Origin of the sequence: Flavobacterium sp. UBA7682 (assembly GCF_002482945.1) — a bacterium.
GTDB lineage: Bacteria > Bacteroidota > Bacteroidia > Flavobacteriales > Flavobacteriaceae > Flavobacterium.
In genome coordinates, this window is sequence record NZ_DLGY01000042.1 from 12282 (window position 1) to 25119 (window position 12838).

At 37.0% G+C, this 12838-nt stretch carries 12 protein-coding genes and 1 other RNA gene; 5 read left to right on the forward strand and 8 right to left on the reverse strand.

The features are described 5' to 3' along the window. The first annotated feature begins 109 nt into the window (after positions 1–109). The gene (locus B3C16_RS11795) at positions 110–943 is read left to right on the forward strand and encodes a hypothetical protein (RefSeq protein WP_291131912.1); all 834 of its coding nucleotides are present in this window, start codon (positions 110–112) and stop codon (positions 941–943) included. Between the two features lie 119 nt (positions 944–1062). Here B3C16_RS11795 and B3C16_RS11800 read toward each other — a convergent pair whose 3' ends face one another. Continuing rightward, entirely contained in the window at positions 1063–2682 is a 1620-nt protein-coding gene (locus B3C16_RS11800; protein ID WP_291131914.1) for an ABC-F family ATP-binding cassette domain-containing protein, read from the reverse strand. A 239-nt stretch (positions 2683–2921) separates the two neighbouring features. Here B3C16_RS11800 and B3C16_RS11805 point away from each other — a divergent pair, with 239 nt between their 5' ends. Further along, entirely contained in the window at positions 2922–4331 is a 1410-nt protein-coding gene (locus B3C16_RS11805; RefSeq protein ID WP_291131916.1) for a TlpA family protein disulfide reductase, read from the forward strand. Between the two features lie 114 nt (positions 4332–4445). Here the strand turns inward: B3C16_RS11805 and fsa are convergent, their stop codons facing one another. The 5 genes from fsa to ffs form a co-directional block, all read right to left on the reverse strand. Further along, complete coding sequence (fsa, locus tag B3C16_RS11810; protein ID WP_121313461.1) at positions 4446–5102, reverse strand: fructose-6-phosphate aldolase; 657 nt, start codon at positions 5100–5102, stop codon at positions 4446–4448. Positions 5103–5346: 244 nt separating this feature from the next. Further along, complete coding sequence (locus tag B3C16_RS11815; RefSeq protein WP_121313460.1) at positions 5347–5553, reverse strand: hypothetical protein; 207 nt, start codon at positions 5551–5553, stop codon at positions 5347–5349. A 3-nt stretch (positions 5554–5556) separates the two neighbouring features. Continuing rightward, a complete protein-coding gene (locus B3C16_RS11820; protein ID WP_291131918.1) occupies positions 5557–6360 on the reverse strand; it encodes an SDR family oxidoreductase in 804 nt (267 codons plus the stop codon). Between the two features lie 45 nt (positions 6361–6405). Then, a complete protein-coding gene (locus B3C16_RS11825; RefSeq protein WP_291131920.1) occupies positions 6406–7404 on the reverse strand; it encodes an enolase C-terminal domain-like protein in 999 nt (332 codons plus the stop codon). 49 nt (positions 7405–7453) lie between these two features. Further along, positions 7454–7551, reverse strand: an RNA gene (gene ffs / locus B3C16_RS11830) — signal recognition particle sRNA small type. A gap of 85 nt (positions 7552–7636) precedes the next feature. On the opposite strand from ffs, the gene B3C16_RS11835 reads away from it, so the two are divergent. The 3 genes from B3C16_RS11835 (at position 7637) to B3C16_RS11845 (ending at position 10123) form a co-directional block, all read left to right on the forward strand. Then, positions 7637–8686, forward strand: a complete 1050-nt coding sequence (locus B3C16_RS11835) for a glutaminyl-peptide cyclotransferase (RefSeq protein ID WP_291131922.1) — start codon at positions 7637–7639, stop codon at positions 8684–8686. A gap of 63 nt (positions 8687–8749) precedes the next feature. After that, on the forward strand, positions 8750–9433 hold the full coding sequence (locus B3C16_RS11840) for a carboxypeptidase-like regulatory domain-containing protein (RefSeq protein WP_291131924.1): 684 nt from the start codon (positions 8750–8752) through the stop codon (positions 9431–9433). A gap of 6 nt (positions 9434–9439) precedes the next feature. Beyond that, positions 9440–10123 carry a carboxypeptidase-like regulatory domain-containing protein gene (locus B3C16_RS11845; RefSeq protein ID WP_291131927.1) on the forward strand — a complete coding sequence of 228 codons (684 nt, stop codon included), beginning with the start codon at positions 9440–9442 and terminating at the stop codon, positions 10121–10123. 34 nt (positions 10124–10157) lie between these two features. Here the strand turns inward: B3C16_RS11845 and B3C16_RS11850 are convergent, their stop codons facing one another. Beyond that, on the reverse strand, positions 10158–10772 hold the full coding sequence (locus B3C16_RS11850) for a hypothetical protein (protein ID WP_291131929.1): 615 nt from the start codon (positions 10770–10772) through the stop codon (positions 10158–10160). Positions 10773–10919: 147 nt separating this feature from the next. Then, positions 10920–12806: a molecular chaperone DnaK gene (dnaK, locus tag B3C16_RS11855; RefSeq protein WP_291131931.1), complete on the reverse strand. Its 1887-nt coding sequence runs from the start codon at positions 12804–12806 to the stop codon at positions 10920–10922. Between the last annotated feature and the right edge of the window lie 32 nt (positions 12807–12838).

Genomic DNA, 12838 nt, shown 5'->3' on the forward strand with positions numbered 1-12838 from the left:
GTTTTTACAAAAATATTTTACTTAGCAAACAGTACGCATTTCGCCGGCATCACAACAGACGAAGACGCGGACCGCTAGCTATCAACCAAAAAAACCGAAGTTAAACAATATGTCAGAAATCTGTCTTCTTTGTAAAGAAAGAAAAGTTTATCAAATCAAATCTCATTTAACTCCTGCTGGTATAACTGAAAATACTTATGGAGAAAGAAATAAAGAGGTTATTTACACTATTGACCCAAAAAATAAAAATGTTGATAAATATTACGGTCGAGAATATCCTCAAGAAGAAACTACTGAAATCAAGGATGAACCAAACGCAAGAAGAGGAATATTTTGTAAAGTTTGTGAAACAGATTTTGGTACATATGAATCTGCAGTACAAAACAAATTAAATGAGTTTATAAACAGCATCGGTCATACAGCAGGAATAAAAAGAACTGGCTTCTATATTAAATATTCAAATCTTGATTTTCACCCAAATGTTTTAATAACATTCTTTCTAAGTATTGTATGGCGTCAATGCATTGAACAAATTCTTGACGAAATGGATAATCCAATCAGTGAAGAAGAACTTGAAAAATTAAGAGTGTTAGTATTACTGAAAATATCGACACCGATAAACGAAATAATAAAACAAGACGTAATCCAAAGTCCCAAAATGTCAATTTTTACGACTTACGATACAAAAATTCAACCTACTTGGGCTAACCCACATCCGAAGGAAACAAATCCGCAGATATTTTTTATCGGTCCAATCGTTTTACTATACTGGGTAAACCAAAATGTAACAGATAATTTTAATAATCTAACACTAATTGATAAAGGTCTATTAGATGATAATATTTCGTTAAAGACATCAAGAATTGGAATAATCCATCCAAATCAATGGACAAAGATTTCCAACAAAATGGCTCAAAATTTAGTACGTGATTTTATGAGATAATTGGAGAATAACCAACAGTCGTTTGGCAAGATTGCGAATTTTGTGATAAATCTAGATTAAATACCACTAAAATAACCAATAAAAAAACCGCCCAATTAGGCGGTTTTTTATTTAGTATATTAATTATACATCTTCTTCCTCAACTCCTTCACCTTCTCATCATCCAAATACTCATCAAAAGTCATGTATCTGTCAATAACACCATTTGGTGTAATTTCTAAAACACGGTTGGCAACGGTTTGTGCAAACTCGTGGTCATGCGTGGTGAATAATACTGAGCCTTTAAAGTTTTTCAACGAGTTGTTGAACGCGGTGATCGATTCCAAATCTAAGTGATTCGTTGGTTCGTCCAACATCAACACATTGGCACGAATCATCATCATGCGCGATAACATACAACGTACTTTTTCGCCTCCTGATAATACCGTACATTTTTTTAACGCTTCTTCTCCTGAGAAAATCATTTTCCCTAAGAAGCCACGAACGTAAACTTCATCTCTTTCTTCTTCGGTTTTTACGAACTGGCGCAACCAATCTACTAAGTTCAAACTGCCATCGGTAAAGAACTGGCTATTGTCATTCGGTAAATATGATTGATTGGTGGTAATTCCCCAATCATAGGTTCCGGCATCGGCCGTTTGGTTACCGTTTAAGATTTCGTAGAAAGCGGTGGTCGCACGGGAATCTTTTGAGAACACTACTACTTTATCGCCTTTGGCCATATTCAAATCGACATTCTTAAACAATACTTCGCCGTCTACTGAAGCGGCTAAGTTTTGCACATGCAGGATTTGGTCTCCGGCTTCTCTTTCTACATCAAATATAATCGCAGGATATCTTCTACTCGACGGTCTGATTTCGTCCAAGTTTAATTTTTCAATCATCTTTTTACGGGAAGTCGCTTGCTTAGACTTGGCCACATTCGCACTAAAACGACGGATAAATTCTTCCAACTCGGCTTTCTTCTCTTCCGCTTTTTTGTTTTGTTGTGCTTTTTGGCGTGCCGCTAACTGACTTGACTCATACCAAAAAGTATAGTTTCCGGAATAGTGATTGATCTTAGAAAAATCGATATCCGAAATATGTGTACAAACCGAATCTAAAAAGTGACGGTCGTGAGACACCACAATTACGGTATTTTCATAATTGGCTAAGAAATTCTCTAACCAAGTGATGGTTTCAAAATCCAAGTCGTTCGTAGGCTCATCCATCACCAAGACATCCGGATTTCCGAAAAGCGCTTGTGCCAAAAGCACACGTACTTTCATCTTTCCTTCCATTTCGCCCATCAACGTATAATGTTGGTCGGCAGAAATGCCTAAATTGGACAACATCGCTCCCGCATCGGATTCTGCGTTCCAACCGTTCATTTCTTCAAACTGCACTTGCAACTCGCCTATTCTGTCGGCATTTTTATCATCATAATCGGCATACAACGCATCCATTTCTGATTTTACGGCAAACAATACTTTGTTCCCCATCATCACGGTTTCTAACACGGTATGCTCATCGAACATATTGTGGTTTTGATTCAACACCGACATACGTTTGCCCGGTTCCAAAAATACTCTTCCTGAAGTTGGGTCGATATCGCCGGCTAAAATTTTAAGAAAAGTAGATTTTCCGGCACCATTGGCACCAATCACACCGTAGCAATTGCCTTGGGTGAAGGTTGTATTTACTTCGTCGAATAAAATTCTTTTACCAAATTGAACCGATAAATTAGAAACTGTAAGCATATTGTAGTTTTATAAAATTTTTGCAAAAGTAGTGAATAGTGTTCAGTGTTCAGTTAATTAGTGGTCAGTTTTTTATCTAACTTAGTTTTCAAGATGAATGAAAAGCATTAGCCAAAACGTCTCAAAAAATATTGGATAATTGATAATAAAGCCACATATTTACGGCGATTTACATTTAACTAATGCTTAACAGTATAATCCAAATCATCTGAATATTTTTGTTTACTAGTTTCTATTCAATGCACAATTACAGAAATTTAAAAGTTTTTGCTTTACTTATCCCTATCCTTACGCTTTTGAGTTCGTGTAAAAACGAATTTAAAGGGAATGACTATGTCGCTTATTTTGGCGGTGAAATTGTAAATCCAAACAGTCCGTATGTACTTTTTTGCAAAGACAATGAAGTAATTGATTCGATAAAATTGGATAAAAACAATCGCTTTTTTGTACAATTTGATTCTTTAGCGCCGGGTTTATACACTTTTAAACACGAACCGGAATACCAATACATTTATTTTGACAAGAATGACAGTTTGATGGTGCGTGTTAATACCCGAGATTTTGACAATTCGGTTGTATTTTGTGGTCGTGGCGATCAGAAAAATAACTTTCTCATGGAGCAATATTTGAAAAATGAGAAAGACAAGAACAGGCTGTTTGAAGCTTTTGATTATGACATTGAAAAATTCACCAAAGCCATCGATTCCTCCTATAAAGTAGCGACGAAATTCTACACCAACAAAAAAGAAGAACTCAAATGGAATGAGAGTTTTGATGTTTATGCCAAAGCGGCCTTAGACTTTCCGTATTATTCGCGTAGAGAGTTGTATCCGATGGTGCATAAAATCAGAACCGGAAATGATGTGTATGAAAAAATCCCAACTGATTATTACAATTTCAGAAAGAGTGTCGATTGTAATAATGTGGCACTTTCCTCCTATTCACCTTTTGTGATGTACTTGTCGCACATGTTGAACAATATGGGTTCCATCAATTACCACAATCATTTTACCGAAGTTGATTTGGAGCTGAAAACCAATGTCAACAAAATGAATATCGCCGATACTTTGATTAAAAACGAAAAGGTTAAAAACACGATTTTAAACAACATCGCCTTTACTTATTTGTTGGAAGATCAAAATATGGTGAACAACCAAACCTTTTTAGACACTTATCACAAGATATCGACAGATAAGAGTCAGAAAAATGAAATCACCAAAATAGGTAACGCCATACAATTGCTAAAAGCCGGAAGCCAACTCCCGGAAGTAACGCTTATAGATCGCAATGGTCATAAAATAAGCTCTACCACTTTTACCAATAAAAAAACAGTGCTTTTCTTTTGGACCGCAAACGCCGTTTCGCATCTTGAAGGAGTTCACAAAAAAATACTAAGCTTTCAAAAAGCCCATCCGGAATATCAGTTTATAGGCATCAATATTAATGATACGCAAGACGAATGGAAAAACTTATTGAAGAAATATAAGTTCGACACCATTACTGAATTGCGCTGTGTTGATTTTGAAGACATCAAAGCCAAATGGGTTATTACGAAAATCCACAGAACTATTATCTTAGGAGATAACGGAGCGATTAAAAACGCTTTTACGAATATATTTGAGTTGAACTTTGAAGAAGAACTCAAATAATAGTGGTCAGTTGGCAGTGGTCAGTGGTCAGTATAAAAAAAGCGTCCCGAAAAAATCGGGACGCTTTTTTTATGGTTATGGTTCAACTGCTCACTGAACACTGAACACTATTAATTACTGGTTTCCTTTAGCGTAATCGGCTAAGAATTGTGCCAAACCTAAATCGGTTAAAGGGTGTTTTAATAATCCTGTGATCGATGATAATGGTCCGGTCATTACGTCGGCACCAATTTTAGCACAGTTTACCACGTGCATGGTGTGACGAATAGAAGCCGCTAAGATTTGTGTTTCAAAAGCGTAGTTGTCATAAATATCACGAATCTCTTGAATCAAAGCCAAACCATCGGTAGAAATATCATCCAATCTTCCTAAGAATGGCGATACATAAGTCGCTCCGGCTTTGGCAGCCAATAAAGCCTGACCTGCAGAGAATACTAAAGTTACATTGGTTTTAACGCCTTTGTCTGAGAAATATTTACAAGCTCTTACACCGTCTTTAGTCATTGGCAATTTCACTACGATTTGCTCGTGTAAATCGGCTAATTCTTCTCCTTCTTTGATCATCCCATCATAATCGGTTGCGATTACTTCGGCACTTACGTCACCGTCAACAATGTTGCAAATGTCAACGTAGTGTTTTAAGATGTTGTTTTTTCCAGTGATTCCTTCTTTAGCCATCAATGACGGATTAGTCGTTACGCCGTCAAGAACGCCAAGTCCTTGTGCTTCTCTGATTTCGTTTAAGTTGGCCGTGTCAATAAAAAATTTCATAGTGTACTGTTTATGTGTGTAAAAAGTTGTGTTTTCAAATGTTGGGCGTTTCCCTCGGCAGTCGGCTTTCAGCCTCGCGTCCCTTCGGGTCAGGCTGTGCGCGGTGCATGATTTGATATTAAGAGGAAAATGTCAGGTGGACATTCGGTTTTTCTGACTTCCTAAAGTAAATACCTGACTGCCGCTGGCAGTCCTCCTTTTAATTTCAAATTTAACGCAAAATCTGTGCAAAAGTACAAATATATTACATCTTTTGGGAGTTGTTTTTATTCAATTCTTTCAGTTCATCACGTATTTCTTTTAACGTTCCAATCATTTCATTGTGCTTGTCATCATAGATAGCCTTGTTAGCCGCTTGCGCTTTCTTAAATATTGTCCTTATAAATATCAATAATGCGATAAAAATAAAAAGGGGTAATAAGCTAATTAAAATTTCTGTCCAGTTTGTCATTGTTTATAGTTTATAATGATTCATCAACATGCTTTCGTAAACTCTATCCGGCAAAATTCTCTTCAAAACGATAGAGAACTTTTGCATAAATGCGCCGATTTTATAATGCAATTTCGGGTTTTTAGCATTGATAATTTGGTATATCGCCATCGCCATTTCGTCGGGATTGCTGCCACTGTCTACGTGTTCATCCATTTGTTTCAACGTATTGCCATAAGTGGTTTCATAAGCTGAACCTGCAACAACGGGCGCGTGATATCTGCCTGAAGCAATATTGGTAGCAAAATCGCCCGGAGCCACATTTACGACATTGATACCGAATGGTTTTACTTCCATACTAATGGCTTCCGTAATAATTTCTAAAGCGCCTTTGGAAGCCGAATAAATCCCACGATAAGGCAATCCCATATAACCGGCTATGGAAGTAATATTGATAATTAAACCCGATTTTTGTTCGCGCATTTGAGGCAAAACCGCTTTGATAACTTCGATTGGGCCAAAGAAATTGGTTTCGAAATTGTTCTTGATTTCCTCAGTTGGAATTTCTTCCAATGGTCCGGTAATGCCAACGCCGGCATTGTTGATGACCACATCAATTCGTTTAGAAATTGAAATCACTTTTTCAACGGCATGTTTGATACTTTCAGTATTGCGAACATCTAAAGCAATTAATGGAAATAACGAATTGGTGATTTTATCAGGATTTCTGCTGGTGCCATAAACGGTAAAACCTTTGTGGAAGAGGAATTCGCCTATGGCTTTGCCTATTCCGGAGGAACCTCCTGTAATCAGTACTACTTTGCTCATTAAATATTAAATTTCAAATATTAGATATAAAACTTATAAAGATAATTAGTTTATTTTGATGCCCAATCCGTGATTTTCGCTTAACTGAATTTTTCCATTCTCAATCTGAGTTCCTTTGGCGATATCATTGGCTATTAAATTGGCTCCGTCTAAATCGGCGTAATCACATAATGGTGCTAAAACGGCTCCGGCAGAAATACCAACCGTTGACTCCGTCATGCAACCAATCATGATTTTGAAACCTAATTCGCGAGCCGCTGAAATCATTTCTAACGCCGGTGTTAATCCGCCACACTTTACTAATTTAATATTGATGCTTTTATAATGTGGAACCAAGTCTTTTAAAACCGAACTCTCCTGACAATCTTCGTCCGCCATCCAATTGGCGAACTGATTGGAATGCAAAGTAGAATACTGCTCTACTCCTGTTTTCATGGGTTGTTCTAAATAGGTGAAGTTTGAAATTGCCTCATTATTTTCCAACCAAAAACATTCTTCAGCAGTAAAACTTCCGTTGGAATCTAAAGCCAAACTTTTATTCAGTTGCAGTAATTTGGTGATGTTGCTTTCGCTAAAATGGTTACATTTCACTTTAAATTTTGTCCAAGCCGATTGTTTAATTTTCTTGATTTGGTTTTCGACTGAATCTACACTTATGGTAATGGATGATTCCGGAAGTTGGTTGTAATTGATTTGGTTGAGTGCTAAAAAACTTTGCTGCTCGAGTTTACCGAATAAATCCCAATAAGCACAATCGAGTGCTGAACGCAGAAAACTTGGAAGATTTAAGCTGACCAAAAAAGAATAAAACTCGAATGGAGGAACTGTTTTTTGGCTTTCTATTTGGGACTTGACTTTGGCTAAGGCAGTTTGAAAATCCTCTAAGTTAATGTGGTAATAATCTATCGAAGTACATTCGCCAAACCCTTTTTCACCATGACTTTGAAGGGTAACAATTAAGGCTTCTCTGAACGTGTAATTTCCATAGGCAATGGCAAAGGTTTCTTTGAGTTGGAACTTTACTATTTGCCAGGATAAAACCATAAGGTGTAAAAATAAAAAATCCCGATACTTTCGGGACACTTTTTGAAAAAAATGGCAAGCGACCTACATCGCACCGCTCAACCACATACCTTTGCTATGTTCCCATCCTGGAGGATTTTGCAGGAGCTGGTCGTGTAGGACTTGCCGGTGCAAATATACAATCTTTTTATTTTTTTGCAAGAATTTAAGAGCAATATAAATATATTTGTGAGTGAAAAATTAATTAAAAAAAATGAGAGTTCATAACCTATTCATAACCACTTTTTTAGCTTTAAACATCGTTGGTTGCGGTGATAGTCAAAAAGACAAAGAAAGCTATTTCGGCTTTGATAAAAGCGCTATAAAATCAATATACAGTGCCACAGATAAAGTAGATTTTACTTTATTGAACAATAATAGCAAAACCATAGACAGTGTGGTTTACTTTGCCAATAACGAGAGAATTACTTCGGTAAAAGGCAATGGTAAATTCAGTTTTGATTTGAACGGAAAAAAATTGGGTTACCAAAACATTAAAGCTTTGGTGTATTTTGAAGGCGATACCATTTCGACCCAAACCCGTATAGAAGTCGCTGCGGCGATTGCTCCCAAACTATTAAAGTATACCGTTGTCAATACTTATGACCATGATGTTAATGCCTTTACGCAAGGTTATGAGTTCTATAAGGATACTTTAATGGAAAGCACAGGACGAGAAGGAACATCGTATGTTGCAAAAACCGATTATAAGACCGGAAAAACATATCAGAAAACGGATTTAAATCAGCAATACTTCGGCGAAGGGATTACGGTTCTTAACGATAAAATTTATCAGTTAACTTGGCAAAATGCTGAAGGCTTTATTTATGATGCCAAAACGTTAAAGCCAATCAAATCATTCCCCTATGACAAAAAAATTGAAGGTTGGGGTTTGACTAATGACGGAAAATATCTTTACCAATCAGATGGTACAGAAAAAATTTGGAAAATGGATCCGGAAAGCCAAAAGCTTATTGATCATGTAAACGTTTATACCAATGACAGTAAAATAAAAAGTGTCAATGAAATAGAATGGATTAACGGAAAAATTTATGGTAATATTTGGCAGAAAGATGCGATTGCTGTAATTAATCCGCAAACCGGTGCTGTGGAAGCAGTATTGGATTTGACAGCTTTGAGAGCGAAAGTAACCAATAAAGAAGCGGAAGTTTTAAACGGAATTGCTTTTCGCAAAACCACTAACACGATATTCGTGACCGGTAAAAACTGGAATAAAGCTTTTGAAATTAAAGTAACTGAATAATTTTTTTATTCCGTTTCCAACCTTTTTGTCAAAAATAGTCTCTTGTAAAGAAAGGCAATTACGATGACAAACAAAATTAACATTTCTATTCCACAACCTTGCCACGAAAATTGGGAAGCAATGACGGCTGTTGACAAAGGAAAATTCTGTGCTTCTTGTCAAAAAAAGGTACATGATTTTAGTAAGGTAAGCGACCGTGAAATCGTAACAGCTTTCCAACAAAATAAAAACCTATGTGGTCGATTTTTGAATACACAACTCGAACGAGATTTGGTTAAACCAAATGAAAAAAGTTCGATTTGGTTAGCCACGACAGTTGCTGTCATTAGTTTGATTGGTATTGGAACGAATGAAGTTAATGCGCAAGAAGCGGTAAAAACGGAGCAAACAGACAGAAGGATTTTAGGAAAATTTATCGTTGAGCCAAAACCAGAAGAAATTGAAGTTTCCGGGATTGTAAGCGATGAGACTGGTCCTTTACCAGGAGCGAATGTTACCATCAAAGGAACAACCTTTTCCACACAAACCGATTTTGACGGAAAATATTCGATTAAGGTTCAAAAAGATAGTACACTAATAATTTCTTTTACAGGTTATGAGCAAACAGAAGTAATCATAGCCGACAAATATGATTACAATACACAATTACACATAGAAACCAAACTCAAATCATATGTTATGGGACTTTTGAAAAGGAGAACCTTCTTCGGACGTACCTTTCACGCTATTGGCAATTGGTTTAGATAAATAATTATGAGTAACAAAATCAATATATCAATTCCACAACCTTGCCACGAAAATTGGGAAGCAATGACGGCTGTTGACAAAGGAAAATTCTGTGCTTCTTGTCAAAAAAAAGTACATGATTTCACCAAAGCCAGCGACCGAGAAATTGTAACTGCTTTTCAGCAAAATCAAAATCTTTGTGGACGATTTTTGAATACACAACTCGACCGTGATCTGGTCAAAACTCATGAAAAGAGTTCGATTTGGTTGGCTACGACTGCTACTATAATTAGTTTAATTGGATTAGGAACACAAGAATCCTTTGCCCAAGGCAGTGCTAAAATAGAACAAACGGATAAAAAAGTTTTGGGAGATAGAGATGTTGTTGCTAAAAATGAAGAAATTGAGATTTCAGGGATTGTTAGCGATAGTATTGGACCATTACCCGGAGCTAATATTGTTGTTAAAGGAACTAAAATCAGTACTCAAGCTGATTTAGAAGGAAAGTATACCATTCTTGCAAAAAAAGGAGATATTTTGATTTTTAGTTTTGTAGGATATACGAATGTAACTTTACCTATTACTGGTGAAATGAAAATCATTAATACAAAAATGAAGGATAGTGTTACTCTTCAAGGAGAAGTAATCTTCATCAAAAAGCGCACTTTCTTCGGACGCATCTTCCATTCTATTGGCAATTGGTTCAGATAAAAAAACCTCTCGTTTTTTTGCGAGAGGTTTTTATTTATTTCTTGGCTACAAACTCCATTTTGGCGGCATCATAAACCAATTTATTTTCCTGCTTCTTACTTTTTTGAGTAACTGAACCATCCGGATTTAGGATCAACTCAAAACCATCTCTTCTCATTTTTTCCTGTGTTTCCGTAGCGGCTGTTCCGCCCAAAGAAACTATTTCAGTAATGTGATTGGTTGTTTGTGTATTCGAAAACACTTGCTTCTTGTTGGTAATTTCGTAAATCACCGAATAAACATTGGTAATGTCTTCTGTTTTTTTGGGGGTTTTAATTTGTGCGGTTTCTGTCCAAGTCAGTAAGTATAATTTGGTTCCTCCAGCGGTGAACGAAGTCAGTTTGCAATTGGTTGGCTTAAAACTAGCATCAACCGCTTTGACAATCATGGCGTCTTTTTCTTTACCGTTTTCATTAATGGTAACTTGAAAACTTCCTTTCTTCACTTCGGCTACCAAGTTATCTACTTTGGCTAATCCTGATGCAGCCGTTGTTGTTGCTTTCTTCACTACGGGTTTAGCGCTCCGTTCGGCTTCGCCTCGGGTCTTCTTCTGACTGTAAGTATTGACACTCAACATAGCGATTAACGCCAATAGAACGATTCTTTTCATTTGATACATTTTTTGGTTTAAACAAGAATCGAATATACAAAATAATCAATTCGATGTGTGTTAAATAAAAAAACCGCTCCAAAAAATGGAACGGTTTTTTTATTCAATTGTAAAGACGCGATTAATCGCGTCTCTACGGGAATTATATTATTTTACCTCTTCGAATTCTACATCCTGAGTATTATCGCCTTGCGCTTCAGCTTGCGGTTGTGCTTCTTGAGCCTGACCAGCGTCACCTTGAGCATACATGGCTTCTGTAGCTGTTTTCCAAGCGGCATTTACATTGTCTAACCCTTTTTGAATAGCTTCTAAATCTTGTGATTGGTGTGCCATTTTCAATTCGGTTAAAGCAAATTCGATAGCGGTTTTGTGATCGTCAGATAATTTCTCACCCAATTCTTTCAATTGACTTTCTGTTTGGAAAATCATACCGTCAGCTTCGTTTAATTTATCTGCTTTTTCTCTGGCTACTCTGTCGCTTTCTGCGTTCATTTCGGCATCTTTTTTCATTCTTTCGATTTCTTCCGGAGTCAATCCTGAAGACGCTTCGATACGAATATCATGAGATTTTCCTGTTCCTTTATCAGTAGCTGAAACTTTGATGATACCATTGGCATCGATGTCAAAAGTTACTTCAATTTGAGGAACACCTCTAGGTGCCGGTGGAATTCCTTCTAAGTGGAAACGACCGATTGTTTTGTTATCTGCAGCCATCGTTCTTTCTCCTTGAATCACGTGGATTTCAACACTTGGTTGGTTGTCCGCAGCCGTAGAGAACACTTGTGACTTTTTAGTTGGAATAGTCGTATTTGACTCGATTAATTTAGTCATTACGTTACCCATAGTTTCAATTCCTAATGATAAAGGCGTAACATCTAACAACAATACATCTTTTACATCACCGGATAAAACGCCACCTTGAATCGCAGCTCCAATCGCTACCACTTCATCAGGATTAACTCCTTTTGATGGTTTTTTACCAAAGAATTTTTCTACTTGATCTTGGATAACCGGGATTCTTGTAGAACCACCAACCAAGATTACTTCGTCGATATCTGAAGTCGTTAAACCTGCATCTTTCAACGCTTTAACAACCGGTTCCATAGAACGTTTTACTAAAGATTCAGCCAATTGCTCGAATTTAGCACGAGTTAAAGTTTTCACTAAGTGTTTTGGTCCTGAAGCCGTAGCCGTAACGTATGGTAAGTTGATTTCTGTTTGTGTTGAAGACGACAACTCGATTTTAGCTTTTTCAGCCGCTTCTTTTAAACGTTGCAATGCCATTGGGTCTTTACGCAAATCAACACCTTCTTCGGTATTGAAATCGTTAGCCATCCAATCGATGATTACTTGGTCAAAGTCATCTCCACCTAAGTGAGTATCTCCGTTTGTAGACAATACTTCGAAAACACCATCGCCTAATTCAAGTACAGAGATATCAAAAGTTCCTCCACCTAAATCGTAAACGGCAATTTTTTGGTCTTTTCCTTGTTTGTCTAATCCGTAAGCTAATGCCGCAGCGGTTGGCTCATTGATGATACGCATTACTTTAAGACCTGCAATTTCTCCTGCTTCTTTCGTAGCCTGACGTTGTGCATCGTTAAAGTAAGCCGGAACAGTAATCACTGCTTCGGTAACCGTATGACCTAAATAGTCTTCAGCAGTTTTTTTCATTTTTTGAAGTGTCATCGCTGACAATTCTTGTGGCGTATACAATCTTCCGTCGATGTCAACACGTGGTGTGTCATTATCGCCTTTCATTACTTTGTACGCAACAGTTGATGCTTCTTTAGCACTTTCTGTGTACTTGTTTCCCATAAAACGTTTGATTGACGCAATGGTTTTTGTTGGGTTTGTCACCGCTTGTCTTTTCGCAGGATCACCTACTTTAATTTCTCCACCTTCTACAAAAGCAATTACAGATGGCGTTGTTCTTTTACCTTCTGCGTTAGCAATTACAACTGGTTCTCCACCTTCCATAACGGCCACACAAGAGTTGGTTGTACCTAAGTCGATACCAATAATTTTTCCCATTTTTATTTTCTCCTTTTAATTTATTCTTTGAT

What these genes read in the sequence shown, in the direction of transcription:
- B3C16_RS11840 (WP_291131924.1), top strand. Translation starts at nt 8,750, where the DNA reads ATGACAAACAAAATTAACATTTCTATTCCACAACCTTGCCACGAAAAT.
- B3C16_RS11825 (WP_291131920.1), bottom strand. Translation starts at nt 7,404, where the DNA reads ATGGTTTTATCCTGGCAAATAGTAAAGTTCCAACTCAAAGAAACCTTT.
- fsa (WP_121313461.1), bottom strand. Translation starts at nt 5,102, where the DNA reads ATGAAATTTTTTATTGACACGGCCAACTTAAACGAAATCAGAGAAGCA.
- B3C16_RS11815 (WP_121313460.1), bottom strand. Translation starts at nt 5,553, where the DNA reads ATGACAAACTGGACAGAAATTTTAATTAGCTTATTACCCCTTTTTATT.
- B3C16_RS11835 (WP_291131922.1), top strand. Translation starts at nt 7,637, where the DNA reads ATGAGAGTTCATAACCTATTCATAACCACTTTTTTAGCTTTAAACATC.
- B3C16_RS11805 (WP_291131916.1), top strand. Translation starts at nt 2,922, where the DNA reads ATGCACAATTACAGAAATTTAAAAGTTTTTGCTTTACTTATCCCTATC.
- B3C16_RS11850 (WP_291131929.1), bottom strand. Translation starts at nt 10,772, where the DNA reads ATGAAAAGAATCGTTCTATTGGCGTTAATCGCTATGTTGAGTGTCAAT.
- B3C16_RS11795 (WP_291131912.1), top strand. Translation starts at nt 110, where the DNA reads ATGTCAGAAATCTGTCTTCTTTGTAAAGAAAGAAAAGTTTATCAAATC.
- B3C16_RS11800 (WP_291131914.1), bottom strand. Translation starts at nt 2,682, where the DNA reads ATGCTTACAGTTTCTAATTTATCGGTTCAATTTGGTAAAAGAATTTTA.
- B3C16_RS11820 (WP_291131918.1), bottom strand. Translation starts at nt 6,360, where the DNA reads ATGAGCAAAGTAGTACTGATTACAGGAGGTTCCTCCGGAATAGGCAAA.
- B3C16_RS11845 (WP_291131927.1), top strand. Translation starts at nt 9,440, where the DNA reads ATGAGTAACAAAATCAATATATCAATTCCACAACCTTGCCACGAAAAT.
- dnaK (WP_291131931.1), bottom strand. Translation starts at nt 12,806, where the DNA reads ATGGGAAAAATTATTGGTATCGACTTAGGTACAACCAACTCTTGTGTG.